Annotated in this window: 20 protein-coding genes; 9 read left to right on the top strand and 11 right to left on the bottom strand. The window is 62.4% G+C overall.

Annotated features, from left to right (window positions below; translation table 11 throughout):
- Positions 1-2: 2 nt before the first annotated feature.
- The 3 genes from CUV01_RS01475 to CUV01_RS01465 are packed head-to-tail and all read right to left on the bottom strand — an operon-like array spanning position 3 to position 2774.
- Positions 3-1259, bottom strand: a complete 1257-nt coding sequence (locus tag CUV01_RS01475) for a TRAP transporter large permease (RefSeq protein WP_101458921.1) — start codon at positions 1257-1259, stop codon at positions 3-5.
- A complete protein-coding gene (locus CUV01_RS01470; RefSeq protein WP_157994750.1) occupies positions 1259-1789 on the bottom strand; it encodes a TRAP transporter small permease in 531 nt (176 codons plus the stop codon). The genes CUV01_RS01475 and CUV01_RS01470 overlap by 1 nt, the downstream gene beginning before the upstream one ends.
- 19 nt (positions 1790-1808) lie before the next feature.
- Positions 1809-2774, bottom strand: a complete 966-nt coding sequence (locus tag CUV01_RS01465) for a TRAP transporter substrate-binding protein (RefSeq protein WP_101458919.1) — start codon at positions 2772-2774, stop codon at positions 1809-1811.
- A 138-nt stretch (positions 2775-2912) separates the two neighbouring features.
- Here CUV01_RS01465 and CUV01_RS01460 point away from each other — a divergent pair, with 138 nt between their 5' ends.
- On the top strand, positions 2913-3887 hold the full coding sequence (locus tag CUV01_RS01460) for a LysR substrate-binding domain-containing protein (protein WP_101458918.1): 975 nt from the start codon (positions 2913-2915) through the stop codon (positions 3885-3887).
- Here CUV01_RS01460 and CUV01_RS01455 read toward each other — a convergent pair.
- From CUV01_RS01455 to CUV01_RS01430, 6 genes are all read right to left on the bottom strand, one after another.
- Entirely contained in the window at positions 3877-4629 is a 753-nt protein-coding gene (locus tag CUV01_RS01455) for an SDR family NAD(P)-dependent oxidoreductase (RefSeq protein ID WP_101458917.1), read from the bottom strand. The genes CUV01_RS01460 and CUV01_RS01455 overlap by 11 nt on opposite strands.
- Before the next feature lie 18 nt (positions 4630-4647).
- A complete protein-coding gene (locus CUV01_RS01450; protein WP_101458916.1) occupies positions 4648-5685 on the bottom strand; it encodes a transketolase family protein in 1038 nt (345 codons plus the stop codon).
- Positions 5682-6533 carry a transketolase gene (locus CUV01_RS01445; RefSeq protein WP_101458915.1) on the bottom strand — a complete coding sequence of 284 codons (852 nt, stop codon included), beginning with the start codon at positions 6531-6533 and terminating at the stop codon, positions 5682-5684. Before CUV01_RS01445 ends, CUV01_RS01450 begins: the two co-directional genes overlap by 4 nt.
- 121 nt (positions 6534-6654) lie before the next feature.
- Positions 6655-7698, bottom strand: a complete 1044-nt coding sequence (locus CUV01_RS01440) for an ABC transporter substrate-binding protein (RefSeq protein WP_101458914.1) — start codon at positions 7696-7698, stop codon at positions 6655-6657.
- Entirely contained in the window at positions 7695-9098 is a 1404-nt protein-coding gene (locus CUV01_RS01435; protein WP_101458913.1) for a sensor histidine kinase, read from the bottom strand. Before CUV01_RS01435 ends, CUV01_RS01440 begins: the two co-directional genes overlap by 4 nt.
- Positions 9091-9762: a response regulator transcription factor gene (locus CUV01_RS01430; protein WP_101458912.1), complete on the bottom strand. Its 672-nt coding sequence runs from the start codon at positions 9760-9762 to the stop codon at positions 9091-9093. Before CUV01_RS01430 ends, CUV01_RS01435 begins: the two co-directional genes overlap by 8 nt.
- A gap of 178 nt (positions 9763-9940) precedes the next feature.
- Between CUV01_RS01430 and CUV01_RS01425 the strand changes: the two genes are divergently transcribed.
- From CUV01_RS01425 to CUV01_RS01390, 8 genes are all read left to right on the top strand, one after another.
- Complete coding sequence (locus CUV01_RS01425; protein WP_101458911.1) at positions 9941-10930, top strand: Bug family tripartite tricarboxylate transporter substrate binding protein; 990 nt, start codon at positions 9941-9943, stop codon at positions 10928-10930.
- A gap of 96 nt (positions 10931-11026) precedes the next feature.
- Positions 11027-11458: a tripartite tricarboxylate transporter TctB family protein gene (locus CUV01_RS01420; protein WP_101461781.1), complete on the top strand. Its 432-nt coding sequence runs from the start codon at positions 11027-11029 to the stop codon at positions 11456-11458.
- Between the two features lie 9 nt (positions 11459-11467).
- Complete coding sequence (locus CUV01_RS01415; RefSeq protein ID WP_101458910.1) at positions 11468-13006, top strand: tripartite tricarboxylate transporter permease; 1539 nt, start codon at positions 11468-11470, stop codon at positions 13004-13006.
- Positions 13007-13159: 153 nt separating this feature from the next.
- Complete coding sequence (locus CUV01_RS01410; RefSeq protein WP_101458909.1) at positions 13160-14080, top strand: 3-hydroxyacyl-CoA dehydrogenase; 921 nt, start codon at positions 13160-13162, stop codon at positions 14078-14080.
- 2 nt (positions 14081-14082) lie between these two features.
- On the top strand, positions 14083-15015 hold the full coding sequence (gene kce / locus CUV01_RS01405) for a 3,5-dioxohexanoate:acetyl-CoA acetone transferase (protein ID WP_101458908.1): 933 nt from the start codon (positions 14083-14085) through the stop codon (positions 15013-15015).
- Between the two features lie 315 nt (positions 15016-15330).
- Positions 15331-16326, top strand: a complete 996-nt coding sequence (locus CUV01_RS01400; RefSeq protein ID WP_101461780.1) for a glycine betaine ABC transporter substrate-binding protein — start codon at positions 15331-15333, stop codon at positions 16324-16326.
- Between the two features lie 70 nt (positions 16327-16396).
- Positions 16397-17281: an ABC transporter permease gene (locus CUV01_RS01395; RefSeq protein WP_101458907.1), complete on the top strand. Its 885-nt coding sequence runs from the start codon at positions 16397-16399 to the stop codon at positions 17279-17281.
- Entirely contained in the window at positions 17274-18338 is a 1065-nt protein-coding gene (locus CUV01_RS01390) for a quaternary amine ABC transporter ATP-binding protein (RefSeq protein ID WP_101458906.1), read from the top strand. The genes CUV01_RS01395 and CUV01_RS01390 overlap by 8 nt, the downstream gene beginning before the upstream one ends.
- An 87-nt stretch (positions 18339-18425) precedes the next feature.
- On the opposite strand, the gene CUV01_RS01385 is transcribed toward CUV01_RS01390, so the two are convergent.
- Positions 18426-19028: an Isoquinoline 1-oxidoreductase subunit gene (locus CUV01_RS01385; RefSeq protein ID WP_101461779.1), complete on the bottom strand. Its 603-nt coding sequence runs from the start codon at positions 19026-19028 to the stop codon at positions 18426-18428.
- A gap of 17 nt (positions 19029-19045) precedes the next feature.
- A complete protein-coding gene (locus CUV01_RS01380; RefSeq protein ID WP_101458905.1) occupies positions 19046-21190 on the bottom strand; it encodes a xanthine dehydrogenase family protein molybdopterin-binding subunit in 2145 nt (714 codons plus the stop codon).
- Positions 21191-21193: the final 3 nt, after the last annotated feature.

The raw sequence follows: 21193 nt of genomic DNA, 5'->3' as shown, positions 1-21193 counted from the left end.
CCTCAGTAGATCGTCAGTTGGGGTATGAAGGTGAACAGCATCAGCACGGTAATGGCGACCAGATAGAATGGCCACAGTTCCCTGACCACGGCGCCGATGGGCTGGCGCGCGATCGAGGATGATATGAACAGCGTCGTTCCTATGGGCGGTGTGAACAATCCGATCGACAGGTTGACCGCGACGATGATGCCAAGCTGCACTGGATCAATACCGATGGCCTGACCAAGGCCCACCAGAGTCGGGCCCAGCAAAAGGATCGCGGCAGGAAGGTCCAGAAACATTCCGATCACCAGCAATAGCAGGTTCATCACAAGAAGTATCAGTGCAGGCGAGCCCAAAGTGTCAATGGCCCATTGCGCGACCGTGTCGGGGATACGCTCGACCGTCAGCACATAGCCCACAAGGTTGGACCCCATGATGACCATCATCACCACGCCGGTTGCGACGCCGGTTTCCTTTAGCGCGGCGATCAGGCGCGCGAAGCTCATGTCACGATAAAGCAGCGTGCTGATGACCAGCGCATAGGCCACGGCGACGACGCTGACCTCGGTCGGGGTGGCGATGCCCGCGCGCAGCAGCACGAGGATAAAGACCGGCATCGCCAATGCAGGCAGTGCGCCCCACAGATTGTCCCTGATCTGCCCCGCCTGTTCGCGGCTGATCACCGGAAATCCGCGTCGTTTGGCGGACAGATAGCAGACCGCCATCAGCCCCACCGCCAGCAGCAGCCCCGGAAGAATGCCCGCGATAAAGAGAGCCGCGATCGAGGTGTTCGACACAGTGGCATAGATGATCAGTGGAATGGATGGTGGGATCAGCCCGGCAATGACCGAGGACGAGGCCGTGATGGCGGCAGCGAAGGCCGGCGGATAGCCCTCGCGTTTTTGCCAGGGGATCAGCATAGAGCCAAGCGCCGAGGCCTCTGCCACGGCCGAGCCCGAGACGCCGCCGAAGACAGTCGAGCCGACCACCGACACCTGACCCAGCCCACCCGGATAGCGCCCGACCAGCGCGGCGGCAAAGCCGACCAGCCTTTTGCCAAGCGAGCCTGACATCATCAGGCTGCCCGCGAGGATAAAAAACGGGATGGCCAGCAGCGGATAGCTTTGGGTGGGTGTGAACAGTTTCACGATCACCAGGGGGGCCTGTGCCATGCCGGTTGACAGCACCGCCACGCTGCCCCCGATGATCAGCGCATAGGCCACGGGCACCGATGCGAACATCAGCACAAAGAAGGTCAGCGTCATCAGGATGGCCATCAGTGTTCCTCGGCGATGTTGCGTGCAAAAACGGGATCTTCGGCGCGAAAGATCAGCGGCAGGGTGGTCAGCGCGGTCAGGGCCAGCCCGACAAAGCCCGCGATCAACGCCGCATAGGGGATGTTGGCGGTCAGGCCGGTGACCGGATAGACCTCGCCGCCGGTGATCTTCATTACCTTCATCCCGTGCCAGGTCAGAAAGCCAAAGGTGCAGGCGGCCAGCACCGCACCCGCTGCCATCAGCAGCCGCGCGGCGCCCGCAGGCAGGCTTTGCGCCAACAGTTGCACGGCGATGTGGCGACCATATTGTGCCGCCAGCACCGCGCCTGCCATGGTCAGCCAGGGAAACAGCAGGGCCGGCATTTCATTCGGCCAGCCCAGGCTGGACCGGGTCGCATAGCGGATGACGACTTCGGCCATCATCGACAGGAACAGCCCGCCAAGGGTCAGCAGGATGGCCAGCGTGGACATGGCGGTCAGCAGCCGGTCGATCATCAGGGCGGCGCGCGCGCCGCCCCCCGGTTGTGTCATCTGCTCTTGCGACATCGGATCAGCGACCGGTCGCGCTCATCAGCGTATCCACCAGATCGGGATACTTTTCGCGCCATTCCGCGGTGATACCGGCTGTGGCCTCGATGAAGGGGGCGGTGTCGACCTCGTTGAAGGTCACGCCGGCCTCTTCCAGCTTGGGGCGCAGTTCGGCATCTGATTTCTGCGACAGTTCGCGGTTATACTCTCCGGCTTCGGCTGCGGCATCCAGCAGGGCCTGCTGATCCGCGGCTTCCAGCCCGTCCCAGATCATCCTGGAAACCAGAACCGGGGTGCTTTCGTATTTGTGCCCGGTCAGGCTGATATATTTCTGCACCTCGTAGAGTTTAGAACTTTCGATGTTCATCAGCGGGTTTTCCTGCCCGTCAACGACGCCTTGCTGCAATGCGACATACAGTTCCGAAAAAGCCATCGGAGTCGGGTTGGCCCCCAGTGTTTCAAAGATTTCCAGCGTCATGGGATCGGGCGGAGTGCGGATTTTCAGCCCCTCGAGATCGGCGGTCGTGGTGATCGGGCGCGTGTTGTTCGAGATCTGGCGGATGCCGTTATCCCAAAAGGCCAGAACCTTAAGACCCTGCGCCTGTGCGGCTTCGTCCAGCTTTTGCCCGACCTCGCCGTCCAGAACCTCCCAGGCCTGCGACAGGTCGCTGAACAGGAAGGGCAGGCCGATCACGGCAAATTCCTCGACCACGCCAGAGGTCGAGCCCTGCGAATTTGCGGCCAGAGCAAGCGTGCCAAGCCGCATCTGCGTCAGCGCCTCGACATCGTCGCCATATTGGGCCGATCCGCCGACATCGACGGTGATCCGCCCTTCGGTCTTTTCCTCGACCAGTTCGGCAAAGCGTTGCGAGGCCAGATCCTTGGGATTTCCGGGTGCGGCGTTATGCGCCATCTTCAGCACCTCGGCCGAGACGCCGCCCGCCAAAAGGGCAAATGCGGTCAGGGCTCCTGCGAACAGGGTTTTCATATTCTTTCCTCCTCAATTGTCAGGATGGCTGCGCTTCTCCACCAGGGCGGCCATCACCTGCGAACAGAATTCCACCCGCAGCCTTGAAAAAACAGCAATATTGCTTAATCATTAATGAAGCTCAGCTAATCTTTTGACATGATCAACGACCTAAACCTGAATTCGATGGCCTATTTCGAGGCTGTGGCCCGCTTGGGTCAAGTCGCCAAGGCGGCCGCCGAACTGGGCGTGTCGCCTTCTGCGGTCAGTCAGCAGGTGCGCGCCATCGAGCAGCAATTCGGCGTCAAGCTGTTCCGGCGCGAAGGGCGGCGGCTGATCCTGACCATGGATGGCGAGCGGCTGTACCGCGCCGCGACGCAGGCTTTTCACGCGTTGCGCGACGCGCGTGCCACGATCCTGCGCCAGCGTGAACAGCGCCAGTTGATCCTGCGCGTCAGCCCCAGCTTTGGACAGATCTGGCTGGCGCCGAGGTTATCGCAATTCCTGACGCAGCATGACGGTTGGGATACGCGGATCGACGCCACCACCGACCTGTCGGATTTTCAGACCGAGGCGGTGGATTTCGATCTGCGCTATGGGGCCGGCGACTGGTCGGGTCTGTATGTCGAACCGATCCTTGAGGATCACGTCCTGCCGCTTTGCAGTCCGGCCTATCGCGATTGGTTGCGCGGGCTATCTGCTGACCCCTTGGAGCAGATCTCCCGCGCGCGTCTTATCGACAATGTGAAGGGCCAGCACCCGTGGGATCTGTGGATGACCGAGCGAGACATCGCCCGGCCGTCGGGCAGCACGCGTACCGGGCTGGATCGGTCGCAGATGTCACTGCAGCTGGCACGTGACGGCATGGGGCTGGCGATGGATTCGGTGACGCTGGCCCATGACGATCTGAAGGCCGGACGGCTGGTGCCGTTGGACGCCCGTTTGGGCACCGTCCGCTTTCCGGCCTATTGGCTCGTCTGCCCGCCGCGCCACACCAATCGGCGCGTGGTGCGGTTGTTCTTTGACTGGATCAGGGACGAGGCCGCCGGCTTTCAAAAGCAGGCCGCCTCGCTGATGCAGGATCTGGGGTTGAAGGCGCAGGCGCGCCTCGATGATGGCGCGTTCAGTGAATAAGCGAACCGCCGTTCACATCGACCTCGGAGCCGGTGACATAGGCTGAGAGGTCAGAGGCCAGAAACAGTGCGCATCCCGCCACATCGCGCGCATCGCCCACGCGACCCATGGGGATGCCGGCAATGATCTGTTCCTTCATCTCGGGCGTCAGCTTTCCCGCTGTGATGTCAGTGCCGATAAAGCCGGGGCAGATCGCGTTTACCCGGATCCCGTCAGGCGCCAATTCGCGTGCCATCGCCTTGGTCAGCCCCAGAATGCCAGCCTTGGCCGCCGAGTAATGCGGCCCGCCAAAGATGCCACCGCCACGCTGCGCCGATACCGACGAGATGTTCACGATCGCGCCCGAATTCTGCTGGCGCATCTGCGGAATGACGGCCTGGCTGGCGTACAGCGTCCCCCGCAGGTTCACATCCAGCACCGCATCGTAATTCTGCGCCTCGATCTGCATGAGTTTCAGTGGCTGGGTAATGCCGGCATTGTTGACCAGAATGTCGATCCGGCCCCAACGCCCGATCAACTCGGACATGGCCGCATCGCAGGCTGCCTTGTCGGTCACATCGCAGGCAAGCCCGACATGATCCGGCCCCAGTTCCGCCGCGACCGCCTGCGCCTGCTGCACGTCCAGGTCCAGCACGGCGATCGTTGCGCCATGGTCCGCAAAAATCTGCGCCATGGCGCGACCCAGACCGCGCGGACCGGCCGCCCCTGTGATGGCGGCATAGCGTCCGTCCAGTAGTCCCATCTTTTCCTCCCTCGGGCTTTACAGCCAGCCCTTGATTTGTGCGGCCACGGCATCGACCGAGATGCCGTACATCTCGTGCAGCGTCGGCAGGGCGCCGGCTTCCAGAAACTCGTCGGGCAGGCCGATCATGCGGAAATCGGGATGAACCCGCTCACGCATCAGGATGCCTGCCACGGCTTCGCCAAGACCGCCGATCACGGTGTGGTTTTCGGCGGTCACGACCAGCCGGCCCGATTTCCGCGCCTCGGCAAGGATCGCCTCGCGATCCAGTGGCTTGACCGTGGGACAATGCAGCACCGCCACATCCACACCGTCAGCGGCCAGCTTTTCGGCGGCATCAAGCGCGCGCATGGTCATCAGCCCGGTCGAGACGACCAGCACGTCGCGCCCGTCGCGCAACAACGCGGCCTTGCCGATCTGGAACTTGTAGTCAGGGCGATAGCGGTCGATGACACTGGGCACCTTGCCGCGCAAAAGCCGCGCATAAACGGGGCCGGGATGATCGGCCATGGCGGGCACCATCTGCGCGATATCGACGGCATCGCAGGGGTCGATGATGGTCAGGTTGGGCAGGCCGCGAAAGATCGCGAGATCCTCGAAGGCCTGGTGGCTGGGGCCGTAGCCGGTGGTCAGGCCGGGCAGGGCGCAGACGATCTTGACCGGCAGGTTTTCCTCGGCGATGGCCATGCAGATGAAGTCATAGGCACGCCGCGAGGCAAAGACGGCATAGGTTGTGGCGAACGGGATGAACCCCTCACGCGCGAGGCCGGCGGCAGCCGAAAGCATCACCTGTTCGGCCATGCCCATCTGGAAAAAACGGTCGGGGCAGGCTTTGGCAAAGACGTGCAGGTCGGTGTATTTCGACAGATCTGCGGTCAGCCCGACGATTTCGGGACGGTCCTTGGCCAGATCCACCAGCGCATGACCAAAGGGCGCATCGACGGTGTCATAGCCTTCGGCTGCAAGCGAGGCGATCATGGCCGAGGTTGCCACGCGCTGATCCTTGGGGATGACGCGGCGGGCCTCATATTTGCGGGCAAGCGAGTTGGCGGTCATTGCGGTTTCCCCTGTTCCAGAACATCCAGTGCCTTGGCCCATTCCTCGGGCTCAACGCGGACGAAATGGGTGATTTCGCGGTCCTCCAGAAACGGCACGCCCTTGCACATGCGGGTGTCGCAGATGATGACGCGCGGCTGTTTTTCGCTCAGCGTGCGGGCGCGGTCGAAAGCGGCGACCAGCGCGGGTATGTCATTGCCGTCGACGCGCTGGACGTACCAGCCAAAGGCCTCCCATTTTGCGTCAAGCGGTTCGGAACACAGCATCTTGGTCGAGGGGCCGTCTGCTTGCTGATCGTTGAAATCGACGATGCAGATCAGGTTCGACAGGTCGTGATGCGCCGCACTCATCGCGGCCTCCCAGGTCGATCCTTCGCCCAACTCGCCGTCAGACATCAGGTTGTAGACAAAGGCGTCCGAGCCCTTCTGCCGCAGCCCAAGCGCCATGCCGACGCCAATGCCCAGCCCGTGGCCAAGGCTGCCGCCGGTGATTTCCATCCCCGGCGTATAGGCGGCCATGCCGGACATCGGCATCCGGCTGTCATCCATGCCATAGGTTTCCAGTTCTTCCTCGGGCAGAATGCCGGCCTCCATCAGGGCCGCATAAAGCGCGATCGCGTAGTGGCCGATGGACAGCAGAAAACGGTCCCGGCCTTGCCATTCGGGATCTCCGGGTCGGTGGTTCAGCGCATGAAAATAGGACACGGCCAGCACATCGGCGACGCCAAGCGCCTGCCCGATATAGCCTTGCCCCTGAACCTCGCCCATCAACAGCGCCTTGCGCCGGATATTCCATGCGCGCCGGTCCAGTGAAACATTGGACATGGTCGCGGTTGCGCCTTGTGGCATGTGCTCCTCCTTGGGTCTTGCTGGGGCGCAACATGCCTGCTGGGTGGCGATCATAAAATCATCATGACTTTATGAATAGTGAAGCTGAGCTTCATTCAGAGGGCGAGGTCGGAGGGCGCGCTCAGTCAGCGCGGTCGCTGTCAAAGGCGTCCTGCCAATAGGTGAACAGATCCGCGCGCCGGTGCCGGTCCAGCGCCACCAACAGCGCGGGCGACAGCGCGATCAACCGCCGCGCACTTGGCAAAAGGCCGATCTGCTCACGATCGCTTATCATCGTCAAACCGGCGCGCGACAGGCCCTCTTGCGCGGTGGCTGACAGCAGAAAATCCAGCAGCCGCTCGGCACCGGCTGTCTGCGCCGCACCTTTGGGGATCATGTAGGCGCGCGACAGGATCAGCGTGTAGTCCTCGGGCAAGACGACGCCAACATCCGGGTCCAACTCCTGCGAGACGTAAGAGCCAAGCACATTATAGGCCAGCAGAAATCGCCCCTCGGCAACCGCGTCGATGATTTCGTTCGAGCAGCAGGTGGCGACGGCACCGACGCGGGCAAAGCTTTCGATCATTGCACCAAAACTCGTGGCCTCGAGGCTGTCTATATGCGCGAAAAGATAGCCCAGACCGGATTCGTCGATGTCATAGGTGGCGATCCGCCCGCCAAGAAATTCGGGCCGCGCGCGCATCATGTCGAGCAGGTCAAAGCGACTGCGCGGCACGTCATCGCCGCTGATGGCGCGCTTGTTATAGATGATGACGGCCGGCTCTTCGGTGATGCCCCAGACCTCGTCGCGCCAGCGTCGTTCGGGCGGAAGGGCGGTGGTCAGGCTGCTGTGATAGGCATGTGCGCAAGCGGCGTTGACCAACCAGACCATTTGCTGCACCGCCGATGACCAGACCGCATCGGCTGGTTCGCGTCTGCCCTCACAAGCGTCGCCGCTGTTGGCAAAAAGATCGTTCGATCCCCATTGTTCATAGCGGATCGACAGGTCGGGGTTGGCGCTGACGAAATCCTGCATCACCGGCGCGACGATGCCGATATCCGTCGTTGAATGCAGTTTGATCTGCGTCCGGCCATCGCCGAATGTGGCCACATCTTCTTGTGCCAGCGCGGGGTGCGCGACCAGCAGGGCCAGGCCCAGCAGGGTGATTTGCAACAGCCGGTTCATGTGCCCTCATCATCGGTCGCGGCGGGCAGCACCATCTGGATGCGAAAGCCGTCGTCGCGGTGTTCAAGATCCAGTTGCCCGCCAAGCGCAGAGGCAACCGCCTTGACGATGGACAGGCCCAGGCCGGCGCTGTCCTCGGGCGAGGTTGCACTGCGTTCGAACCGCCCGCCAAGCCGCTGAACAAGGTGTGGGGCGGGTCCGGGTCCGGCATCCTGGACCCACAGCATCGCATGCGCGCCGTGCTGCTCGGCCCCGATCTGCACCGGCGACTGACCATGTTTCAGGGCGTTGCTCAGCAGATTTTTCGCGGCCTCGGTGACGGAAAAGCTGTCGGCCTGCACCATCACCGGCTGCTCGCCGATGACCAGTTGCAACTCAGCGCCGGGGGACAGCAATTCATGGTCGCGTCGCTCGACGATATCCAGCGCCACCTCGCGCAGATCCAGCGGCAGGCGTGGGGCGCTGTCGGTGCGATGGATTACCAGCGCCCGAGACAACAGCTGATCCAGCAGCGTGCCAAGTGACCGAGATCGGGCCAGCAGACGGTCCAACTCGCGGCGCTGCAGGCTTTGTTCGGGCTGTTCGACAACGGCCTCCGCCTGCGCCCGGATCGCGGCCACAGGGGTGCGCAGCTGATGCGCGGTGTCAGAGATCAGGTTGCGCATCGCCGCGATCTGTCGGTCCAGCCGGCCCATGAAGCGGTTCATCGCGCCCAGCATCAGTTGCAATTCGCGCGGCAGGCCGTCTGTCGGCATCGGCGTCAGATCATTGGGATCGCGCAGAGCCAGCCCATCCGACAGCGCCTCGAGCGGGCGCAGGGCCGAGCGGGTGACGAACCAGGCCATGACCAGCAACAACAGCCCGGACAGCAGCGCGGGCACCAGCGCATCGAACATCAGGCTCAGCGCCATTGCCTTGCGCGCGCGCAAAGTCTGCCCGACGGTGATGGCGACGTCGCCGGAATAGTCACGCTCGGCAAAGCGGCGCTTGATCTGGATAAAGCGGGCCGGTTCATCCTGCAAAAGCGCGTCGTAAAAGACGGGCAGAACGCCGGTGCCCTCGGTTGGCTTGGCGGTGTCGGGCAACTGATCGAACCCGGTGATGAATGTGCCACCCGGGCCGATGACATTGTAGAGGATACGGTCGTCGGGTGCCTGCGCCAGTAGCTGAAAGGCCGATACCGGCAGATCGACCATCGGCGCGCCGTCCTGAATGGTGATCGATTCGGCAATGTCGCTGGCCGCGCCCAGAAGGATGCGGTCATAGGCCTGCCGCGCGGCTTGGCGACCGTTGAACCAGGTCGCCGCCGCCACCATCACCCCGCCCGCCAAGAGGATCAGCAAGACGGCACGCAGGACACGCCCAGCCAGGCTTAGCGGTGGGCGCCCCCGTTCAGTCATCCAGCCCCAACCGATAACCGATGCCACGTTGGGTTGCGATCGCGGCGCCACTGCCGGTCAACTTTTTACGCAGCCGCCCGATATACAACTCGATCGCGTTGATGCCGACATCGGCATCATCAAAGCCATAAAGCGAATCGTAAAGCCAGGTCTTGTTGAGATATTGCCCCTGATGACGCAGCAGCACGCCCAGCAGCGCGGCCTCTCGCCTGGTCAGGTTCAACTGGCGGCCATCGACCGTGGCGCTTTGGTCCGATGGGAAAAAACACAGCTTTCCCAGTTCCACACGGTCGCTTTTCTGATCGGCATCGCGCCGCACCAGCGCCCTCAGCCGCGCCTCTAATTCGCGCTGATCGAAGGGTTTGCCCAGATAATCGTCGGCCCCCAGATCCAGCGCCTTGACCCGATCATCGACCGAGGCCAGCGCCGTCAGCATCAGCACCGGTGTGCGTTCGCCCGCCGCGCGGATGTTGCGCAGGAATTGCAGACCCGAGCCATCGGGCAGGTTGATGTCCAGCACGATGGCATCATAGCGCTGCACCGCGTGAAAATCCTCGGCCGCGTCGATCCGGTCGGCATGATCGCAAACCATGCCTGACTGAGACAGTCTCGCGATCACCGCCTCGGCCAGGTCGACGGTATCTTCGACGATCAGGACGCGCATGACCGCATGCTCCTTTTTTGGTCACGGACAGGTGGGACAGTTTCGTGACAGGATTACCCGTTATGCCTTTTTTACAGCTCGCAACAAGGGACGGCGCATGGCGTCGCCTGACAGTGGGGGCCCAATAGCGGCATGGCCAGGGAACAAACGCGCCTTGCCGATGATGAGGAGGAAACAGATGATCTTTACCAAAACACGCAGCCTGATCGCGGTTGCCATTCTGGGTGCTTCGGCCTTTGGCGCCAGCGCACAGGATTACTCGGTCGAGAACCCCGAATGCATCGCCCCGGCCAATCCCGGCGGTGGCTGGGACTTTACCTGCCGTCAGGTGGGCAAGTCGTTGCAGGATCTGGGGCTGATCGACAAGACCATGCAGGTCGTCAACCTCGCCGGTGGCGGCGGTGGCGTGGCCTATGCCGAGGTGGTCAACAAACGCAATGATTCCAACGATCTGATCGTGGCCGCATCGTCAGCCACATCGACCCGTCTGGCGCAGGGCGCATTTCCGGGCAACACGATGGACCAGGTCCGCTGGATTGCCTCGATCGGCGCCGATTACGGCGTGATCGCGGTTGCGGCCGACAGCGAAGTGCAGACGCTGCCCGAGTTGCTGGATCAGATCAAGAGCGACCCGACCAGCGTGTCGGTTGCCGGCGGTTCGGCTGTGGGTGGCTGGGATCACCTCAAGGTGCTGATCGCGGCCAATGCCTATGGCATCGAGGACGTGCGCACGGTCAAATACATCGCCTTTGATGGTGGTGGCGAGGCTGTGACCCAGCTCCTGGCGGGTTCGGTCCAGGCCTTTACCGGTGACATCTCGGAAGCCAAGGGCTTTGTCGAATCGGGTGATATCCGGGTGGTCGCCGTTCTTGCGCCCGAGCGCCTTGAGGGTGAATTCGCCGAATTCCCCACGGCACGCGAGCAGGGCGTCGAGGCAGTCGGTGCGAACTGGCGCGGCTTTTACGGGCCCGGCGGCATGTCGGACGAAGCCTATGATGCCTGGGTCGCCAAGATCGCCGAGCTTTACGCCTCGGATGAGTGGAAAGAGGTCATGGCAGTCAACGGCATCGCGCCGCTTGACCTGCAAGGCGAGGAATTCCAGCAATTCGTTGCGGATTCCGTGACCCAGATCCAGGACATCTCTCGCGAGATCGGCATCATCAAGTAATGCCCAACAGGTGTCGGGCGCAGGTCCGGCACCCCTCAGTGGCCGCCCATGTGGCGGCCCTGATCTTCATTCATCAACATGTCGAAGGAATGTGTCATGACTGACCGCATATTTGGCCTGTTCGGGATCCTGCTCGCAATCGGATTTGTGATGGCCGCGTTCGCCATCGAGGAAAGCTTCCTGTCTGATGTGGTGGGCCCGAAGGCCTTTCCCCTGATCATTGCGACCGTTCTTGGCGTGTCCTCGGCGGTGATCGCCCTGCGCCCCGACCCCGAACCGGTCTGGCCGCCGCTTGGCCGTCTGGCCGAAATCGCGGCCGCGGTTCTGGTGATGGTCCTTTACGCCGAGCTGCTGCCGGTGGTGGGCTTTGTCATCTCGACGGCCTTTGCGGCGGGTTATCTGGCCTGGCGTCTGGGGTCGCGCCCGCTCGAGGCGGTGCTGGTCGGCGTCGGAACCTCGGTCGGCATCTATGTCATTTTCCATCTTGTGCTGGGGCTGTCGCTGGCCCGCGGCCCGTTGGGCTTTTAGGGTGCGATCATGGAAACTCTTTCATCACTGGGCGACGGCTTTGCCATCGCGCTGACCTGGCAGAACCTCGGCCTTGCGTTGCTGGGCTGCTTTCTGGGAACCATCATGGGCGCGCTGCCGGGCCTTGGTCCGTCCAATGGCGTGGCCATCCTGATCCCGCTGGCCTTTACCATGGGTCTGGCGGCAACGCCGGCGCTGATCCTGCTGACCTCGGTCTATTACGGGGCCATGTATGGCGGGCGGATATCATCCATTCTGCTGAATATTCCGGGTGACGAGCCCGCGATGATGACCTGTCTGGACGGCTATCCGATGGCACAGAAGGGCATGGCGGGCGAGGCACTGTCGCTGTCTGGCATCGCCTCATTCGTGGGCGCTTTCCTGGCCACCTGGGGGCTGATCCTGCTGGCGCCGCAACTGGTCAAGATTGCGCTGCTGTTCGGACCGGCTGAATATTTCGCCCTCTTCGCGCTGGCCTTCATGACACTCGGCGGGGTCAGCTCGACCAATCAGGCGAAATCGGCCTTTGCGGCGGCGCTTGGCCTTGGGCTGGCGACCATCGGGGTCGATACCCAGACCGGCGTGCCGCGTTTCACCTTTGGCGAGGTGCACCTTTATGACGGTCTGGATTTCCTTGTCGCCATCGTCGGGTTGTTCGCGCTGTCGGAGGTGTTCATCTTTCTGGAACACCACCGCGGCGGTTCGGAGGCAACGGCCAAAAAGCTCAAGATCGGCCGGCTGACGCCGCCGTTGTCGATGATCAAGCAATGCACGCCGACGATGCTGCGGACCTCGTTTCTGGGCTTTCTGGCGGGTGTGCTGCCCGGTGCGGGGGCCTCGCTTGGCTCTTTCATCTCTTATTCGATGGAAAAGCGCCTGGTCGACAAAGAGGGCACCTTTGGCAAGGGCGATCCGCGTGGCGTCGCCGCCCCCGAGGCCGGCAACAACGCCGCCGCCGGTGGTGCCCTGGTGCCGATGCTGGCCCTTGGCGTTCCGGGCTCGGGCACGACGGCGGTTCTGCTGGCGGTGCTGCTGTCACTGAACATCACGCCGGGCCCGCTGCTCTTTGCCAACAATCCCGATGTCGTCTGGGGCCTGATCGCGGCGCTGTTCATCGCCAACTTCATGCTGCTGGCCATGAACATCCCGATGGTCGGTCTGTTCACCCGCCTGCTGATGGTTCCCTCGCGCATCCTGATGCCGATTGTGGCGATGGTCAGTTTTGTCGGTATCTACGGCATTTCCGGTTCCAGCTTTGATCTGCTGGTGATGATCGGCTTTGGCGTCATGGGTTGGGTTCTGCGCAAGCTGGATGTGCCGCTGGTGCCGGTGATCCTTGGCACGCTGTTGGGCAACACGATGGAGAACAACCTGCGGCGCGCGGTCGAGATCGACAATGGCAACTGGTGGACGCTGTTCAGCAGCCCGCTGGCCCTCACGCTGTGGACCATCGCCATCATTGGCTTTCTGCTGCCCGTTATCATCGGTCGGCGCGTCAAGGCCTCGATGCACAAACGCGAGGACGAACAGGGCGCGATCATCGATTGATCCCGGCACCGCCGGATCGCAGACAGGGGGCCGCCATATCCGGGCGGCCCCCTTTTTCATGCGCGTCGGCGGGCGCGGTTTCGGGGAACGGGCACTTGCGCCGGAATGCGGACGGGTGTTCGATGAGGCCAGCAACCGCGCCACGGGGGGACCATGACAACCATCGCCATCATCGGGGCCGGACTGATCGGCCGGTCATGGGCTGTCGTCTTTGCCCGCGCGGGACTGCAGGTCCGGGCCTGGGACCCTGACGCCGCAGTGCGCGCCGCCTTGCCCGATGCCATCGCACAGACGCTGGCTGCGGGCGATATGCCGCCCGAGGCCGTTGAGCGCGTCACCGTCTGCGAAACGCTGGCCGACGCGTTGCAATCTGCAGATTATGCGCAGGAAAACGGCCCCGAACGGCTGGACGCCAAGCAGGCGCTGTTCGCCGAGATGGACAGTCTGGCGGCGCGCGACACCATCCTTGCCTCTTCCAGTTCCGCCCTGACCGCCTCGCGTTTTGCGGCAGGGCTGGTCGGGCGCGGGCGCATTCTGGTCGCCCATCCGGTGAACCCGCCCCATGTGGTGCCGGTTGTCGAACTGTGCCCCTCACCCGATACCGATCCGACCGTGATGGACCGGGCCGAGCAACTGATGCGTGATGTGGCGCAGGTGCCAGTCCGACTGACGCGCGAGGTCGATGGATTTGTGCTCAACCGCTTGCAGGCGGTGCTGCTGGCCGAGGCGCTATCGCTGGTCGATCAGGGCATTGTCAGCGTCGAGGGGCTGGATGACACCATCCGCCACGGGCTGGCGCGGCGGTGGTCGTTTCTGGGGCCGCTGGCCACGATTTATCTGAACGCGCCGGCCGGGGTGGGCGACTATATCGACCGCTATGGCCCCATGCTGTCGGGCCTGACCGATGACAGCGCGCGGGGCGAGGCGTTCACGAAAGCGGCCGGGGACAAGATTGCCGCCGCCTTTCCGCCGCCCGATCAGGTCGCGGCCCTCAGTGCGTGGCGCGACGGTGAACTGGCGGCGCTGGACCGTTATCTGCGCAGCCGCGACGCTGCCACCACGAAAGGACTGTAGATATGGCCAGCACACGCAAGACCATCATTACCTGTGCCGTGACGGGTGCGATCCACACACCGTCGATGTCGCCGCATCTGCCGGTGACCGCCGACCAGATTGCCGATGCAGCCATAGGCGCAGCCGAGGCTGGCGCGGCGATCATCCATCTGCATGCCCGCGACCCCAAGGACGGTCGACCCGACCAGACGCCCGAGGCCTTCAAACCCTTTCTGCAGGTGATCAAGCAGCGCAGCGATTGCGTCGTGAACATCACCACCGGCGGCGCGCCGACCATGACCATCGAGCAACGCATCCGACCCGCCGCCACCTGGAAACCCGAGGTGGCATCGCTGAACATGGGCACGATGAATTTCGGACTGTTCCCGATGCTGGGCCGGTTCGACGCGCAATTGCAGCACCAATGGGAGCGTGACTATCTGGGCAACAAGGATATCGTCTTTCGCAACACCTTTGGCGATGTCGAGCATATTCTGACGACGCTCCGCGCCAATGGTACGCGGTTCGAATTCGAATGCTATGACAGCTCGCATCTCTATAATCTGAAACACTTCTTTGATGCCGGACTGGTCAAGGGGCCATTGTTCATCCAGACCGTGTTCGGCCTGATGGGCGGGATCGGCGCCCATCCCGAGGATGTCATGCATATGCGGCGCACCGCGGATCGACTGTTTGGCGATCAGTATCGCTGGTCGGTGCTTGGCGCTGGCAAGAACCAGATGCCCATCGCCGCCATGTCGGCCGCCATGGGCGGGCATGTGCGCGTGGGTTTGGAGGACTCGCTCTGGGCTGGACCGGGCAAGTTGGCCGAAAGCAACGCCCAGCAGGTGCGGTTGGCCCGTCAGATCATCGAGGGGCTGGGACTGGAGGTGGCAAGCCCGGATGAGGCGCGAGAGATCCTGTCGCTGAAGGGTGCAGACAAGGTGGCCTTTTGACCGAATGCCCCTCGCTGCGGTTGATCGCGCGCAGGTGCCATCATCCGACAGGAAGGTTTTTGCGGGGTTTTGACCCCTTTAAACACATATGCACGTTCTGCAGATGATTGTGGTTTCCAATTGTAAATAAAAGAAAAAATTAAACCCAATTCAATTGAGGTCAGGTAAATTTAGGATAATTTGGGGCTTAAGATGTGACAAATTGCCGAGCATACTTTAAAACCACGGGCAGCAACGATGCTGATGGCCGCCGCCCAGGCGGGTATCGAGGGGTTATCCGACCCCACCGATGACCGAAGAAACGGAAGGAAATCCATGACATCCCCAAAAATTGCGCTGGCTCTTCTGGGCCTGACTTTTGCTGCGCCCGCCGCATTCGCTCAGGAAAGCTGTGGCGATGTATCCATTGCCGAGATGAATTGGGCCTCTGCCGGACTTGCGGCCTGGGTCGACAAGATCATCCTGGAAGAGGGCTATGATTGCGATGTGTCGCTGGTCAATGGCGATACGGTGCCGACGTTCACGTCGATGAACGAAAAGGGCGAACCCGATCTTGCGCCGGAATTGTGGGTCAATGCCGTCAAGATACCGCTTGATGCCGCCGTGGCAGAGGACCGCATCGTCATCGCCTCGGAAATTCTGACCGATGGTGGGGTCGAGGGCTTTTGGGTGCCGACCGCATTGGCGGAAGAGCATGGCATCGTGACCATCGAGGACGCGCTGGCCCATCCCGAGCTATTCCCGGGTGCCGAGGATCAGAGCAAGGGCGCATTCTTCAACTGCCCGTCGGGTTGGGCATGCCAGATCATCACAGCCAACCAGTACCGCGCAATCGGGGCCGAGGAAAAAGGCTTTGAACTGGTCGATTCCGGCTCTGCCGCCGGTCTGGACGGCTCGATCGCGCGCGCCTTTAATCGTGAGGAAGGCTGGCTCGGCTATTACTGGGCTCCGACTGCCATCCTGGGCAAGTTCGACATGACCATGCTGGAGCTGGGCGTCGAACATGAGCGGGAAGAATGGGACAACTGTACCGTTGTGCAGGATTGCCCAGAGCCTACGCTGAACGAATGGCCGCGCTCGGACGTGTTTACCGCCGTGACCAAGGAATTCTCGAGCGAGAATGCGATCACCATGGACTATTTGCAGGCTCGCGCCTGGTCGAATGACACGGTGAACAGCATTCTGGCCTGGATGGGTGACAATCAGGCAACCAACGAAGATGGCGCCTATTACTTCTTCGAGACCTTCCCGGATGTCTGGCAGGCTTGGCTGCCCGAGGACGTCGCCGCCAAGGTGCAGGACGCGCTTTAAGGCAGGGTTCAAGGCTTTGGGGCGTGCATGACGCCCCAAAGCGACGTGTATACCAACAGATCGAGGCAAGATGGATTTCGTAGAGTTTCCAGCCATGAGTCGGGGTGAGTTGCGTGATATGCGCATCGCCATCGACACCGCGTTTCGCGACTTTACCCGCGCTTACGGCGAGGGGCTGGAACGATTATTCCATCCCATTCAGGTGCTGCTGGTCTTTATCGAAGACCTATTGATCGAAAGCCCGTGGATTCTGGTCATGGCCGGGTTGGCGCTGATCGTCTGGGGCCTCAGCCGCAGTTGGAAGATCGTCACGGGCACCGTGATCGCGCTGCTGCTGATCGGCTTTTTCGGCATGTGGGAAGACACCATGCGGACCATCGCCATGGTCGCGGTCTGTACGCTGATCGCGGTGGTCTTTGGCATTCCGATCGGCATTCTGATGGCGCGCTCGAAACGCGCAAATGCGATCATCACGCCGATCCTCGACATGATGCAGACGATGCCGAGCTTCGTCTATCTGATCCCGGTCGTGATGATCTTTGGTCTGGGCAAGGTGCCCGGCGTGATCGCGGTCGTTATCTATGCCATCCCGCCGGTCATCCGCTTGACCAATCTGGGGATCCGCCAGGTGCCCGCCGATGTGCTTGAGGCGGCAGAGGCCTTTGGATCGAACCCGCGTCAGAAACTGAAGGACGTACAATTGCCACTCGCCTTGCCGACGATCATGGCGGGCGTGAACCAGACCATCATGATGAGCCTTGCGATGGTCGTCGTCGCCTCGATGATCGGCGTGCGCGGGCTGGGCCAGCCGGTGCTGCAGGCAATCAACAACCAGTATTTCACCCTTGGCGTGATGAACGGACTGGCCATCGTGGCCATCGCCATCATCTTCGACCGTTCGACCCAGGCATATGGCAAGCGGTTGCAGAAACACCTGGAGGTGATCCATGGCTGATGCCATTCACGACATCGAGATCCGCGATCTGTACAAGATCTTCGGCCCCAACGGCGCCGACTATGTCGCAGATGTAAAAGCCGGCATGACCAAGGATGAGTTGAAGGCACGTCACGACCATGTGCTTGGCCTCGACGATATCAACCTGACCATCCCGGCGGGGCAAATTCAGGTGGTGATGGGGCTGTCAGGGTCTGGCAAGTCCACCCTGATCCGTCACATCAACCGGCTGATCGATCCGACGGCCGGCAAGGTGATCTTTGACGGGGATGACATCGTGCAGATGTCGCAAAACGAATTGCGCGAATTTCGTCGTCGCAAGACCGCGATGGTGTTCCAGAAGTTTGCGCTGTTTCCACACCGGACCGTGCTGGAAAACACCGTCTACGGGCTGAGCGTCCGTGGCATCAGCGCCAAAGAGGCCGAAGAGCGCGGACGCCGCTGGATCAGCCGCGTGGGTCTGGATGGCTTTGAAGGCAGCTATCCCAATCAACTGTCGGGCGGGATGCAGCAACGCGTCGGCCTGGCGCGTGCGCTGACCAATGACGCCGAGATCCTGTTGATGGACGAGGCGTTTTCCGCGCTGGATCCGCTGATCCGCACCGACATGCAAAGCGTGCTGCTGGATCTGCAGCAAGAGTTGCGCAAGACCATCGTTTTCATCACCCATGACCTGGACGAGGCGCTGCGCCTTGGCGATCAGATTGCGATCCTGCGCGACGGCAAGATCATCCAGAAAGGCACGGGCGAGGAAATCGTGCTGCGCCCTGCAGATGACTATATCAGCAGCTTTGTGCGCGATGTGCGGCGCGGCAATGTGATCAGCGTGCGTCAGGTCATGCGCAAGGGCCAGCACGCGGAAACGCCGGTCAGCCTGCCCAACTCGACCCTGCTGGAAGAGGCGGCCCGCGCCATGACCGATGCCGGGACCAATCGCGCCAATGTGCTGGACGAGAATGGTCAGCAACAGGGCGTCATCACCTTGTCCAAGACCGTGGCCGAGATGATCGCCCCGGATGAAAGCGACGATCAGGAACCAGAGGCGCTAAGCGCCTGACACGATCCGATCCCTTGACCCGACATGGAAATGCCCCGCAGAGCAATCTGCGGGGCATTTCCATTTTTGCCGCCAATCAGCAGAAGGTCAGGCGCCCGGGCAGGCGGCCCCTGTGTCGATCCAGGCGCGGGTCAACTGGCCAAACACCTCTTGCGAGCCGGGTGCCGACGCGCGGCCCTCGCCCGGTTCCCAGCCCCATCCGACCAGACCGTCGGTGGCGTGGTGTTCGTGGATCTCTTCAAGGTCGCGGCCGCCATTGCGTTCGGGATCCTTGATCTGCTCGCAGATCTGGCCGAGCGACAGCCCGACCCAGCCCATGCTTTCGGGGGCCAATTGCCACGGCTGATGCCCGGGGATCGAGCCGGGGCTGGTTGTATAGGCGACGTTCTCGGACCCGTGACAGGTGGTGCAGTTCATCCCGTCGGGACCGAAATCAGCGGCCCCGCGCACCATCGGCGGGCTGTGCGGATGCATGTCCTCGCCCTGCGTCGGTCCCCCCGTGACGGGGTGACAGTTGAGGCAGCGTGGATGCGTGATGACCTTGCCCATTTCCTCGAACAAGGCGGCAGAACGTGCGGCCTCGTCGGTGATATCGGTGAATGCGTCAGGGCCCCGCAACTCGTCCTGTGCCAGTGCGGGCAGGGCGGGCAGCGTCAGAAAGGCCGCCGCGATCAGCGTGATGCGTTTCATCGTCATTTCCTTTCCGATCAGCTGTTCAGGCTGCGGGTAAAGGGCAACTCGCGTACGGTTTGCCCGGTCAGCTTGCGCCATGCGTTCATGACCGCAGGCGCGATCGGCGGCACGCCCGGTTCGCCGATGCCTGTAGGATCGGCGTCCGATGCGATGATCTCGACCTCGACTGCCGGCATTTCGGCAATGCGCAACATGCGATAATTGTCGAAGTTGCTTTGCTGCACCGCACCACCTTCGCCAAGTGTGATCTCATCGAACAGCGCCGCACACAGGCCATAGCCAATGCCGCCTTCGACCTGTGCGCGGATCACGTTCGGATTGACGGCGACGCCGCAATCGACCGCGCACCAGACCCGCGTCACATGTGGAAAGCCGTTGCGATCCTCGACCTCGGCCACCTGCGCCACGAAGGTGCCAAAGCTCTTGGCATAGGCAAATCCCAGGGCGCGACCTTCGGCGGCGCCATCCGGCCATCCGGCCATTTCGGCCACCTTCTCGATCACCGCGCGGGGACGGTCTTCGCCCTCTTTCAGCATATCAAGTCTGCCCTGAACCGGATCGCGCCCGGCTTGCAGCAAGACCTCGTCCATAAAGCCCTCGACCGCGCTGGCCGTATGGCTTGAACCCACCGAACGCCACCAAAGCAGCGGGATCTTTACCGTGGTTTCGACCCAGCCAATACGCCGCGCACCCAGATCATAGGGCAGTTCATTGGCACCCTCGAATGAGGTCGTATCAAGGCCATTGCCCATCATCATTTCTTCGAAGAAGGTGCCGCGGATGATCGACGGCGTTGCAATGATGTTTTCCCAACCGACGATCTGCCCGTCCGCGTCCAGCCCGGCCCGGAACCGGTGCAGGGCCTTGGGGCGATAATAGGCGCCGCGAATGTCGTCCTCGCGCGTCCACACGACCTTATAGGCACCATCGCCCGCGGCCTTGGCCACCATGGCCAGTTCCGCCGCCATATGCATCGAGGGTTGCGCCCGACGCCCGAACGATCCGCCAGCCAGCGTGACGTTCAGCACGACATCCTCGGCTGGCAGCTCCAAAACCTGCGCCATCGCAGGCTGTTCGCCGCCCGGAAACTGCGCGCCGTACCACGCGGTTGCCTTGCCATCCTTCAGCTCGATCACCCCGTTCAGGGGTTCCATCGGGGCATGCGCAAGGAAGGGAAAACTGTATTCCGCCTCGACCATGGTCAGGCCCTCGCCGTCCAGCACGCTCAGATCGCCTTCGACCTCGGCGTCCAGACCCGTTTCCTGCGCGGCGGCGGTGAAATCGGCATGGATCTGCGCGCTGTCACGGGTTTCGGCATTGGCCATATCCCATTCGACGGTCAACGCATCACGGCCCTTCAGCGCGGCGAATGTGTTGTCGGCATAGACGGCCACACCAACGGGTAGCTGACGGACCGCCTGCACGCCCGAGACCGCCAGTGCAGCGGCATCATCAAACGATGCGACGGTGGCGCCAATCACATTGGGGCGCGCGATCACCACGGTCTGCATCCCCTCGATATAGCGATCCAGCCCGAACATGGCGGTGCCGTCGGTCTTGCCGCTGGTATCGGGCTTGCGCAGATCGGTGCCGATCAGGATGAAATCGGCGGGATCTTTCAGCGCCGGCGCTTCGGTCGGCGGCTCGGTCTGTGCGGCGGCGGTGGCAAAGGCGCCAAAGCCTGCCTCTTGTCCCGAGCCATGCTTGATGCGACCCTTTTCGACCGTGATTTCGTCGGCTGGCACGCCCCATTCGGCGGCCGCCGCAGCGACCAGCATGTGACGCATGGTTGCGCCGACCTGCCGCATCTGCATGTAGGAACTGGCAAGCGCGGTCGAGCCTCCGGTTCCCTGCATCCCCATCAGCGGGTTGGCATAGACCGGATCCGCCGGGGCGCTTTCGGCGCGCATCTGCGACCAGTCGGCGTCCAGTTCTTCGGCAACCAGCGTGGCCATCCCGGTCATCGGACCCTGGCCAAACTCGATATTGCGCACCATCACGGTGACAAGATCGTCCTCGCCAATATGGACATAGGCATTGGGCGGCAGCATTTGTGGTGCAGCGGCCTGCGCCTTTGCCCCGCGCACCGGCAAGGTCAGCGCAACGATAAAGCCACCGGCTGCGGCCAGAAATCCGCGGCGTGTTGTCTGGATTGTCATGGC

It is taken from the genome of Paracoccus tegillarcae (assembly GCF_002847305.1).
Taxonomy (GTDB): Bacteria; Pseudomonadota; Alphaproteobacteria; order Rhodobacterales; family Rhodobacteraceae; genus Paracoccus; species Paracoccus tegillarcae.
Note: the sequence above shows the minus strand (reverse complement) of the source record. Positions and strands in the feature narration are given on the sequence as shown.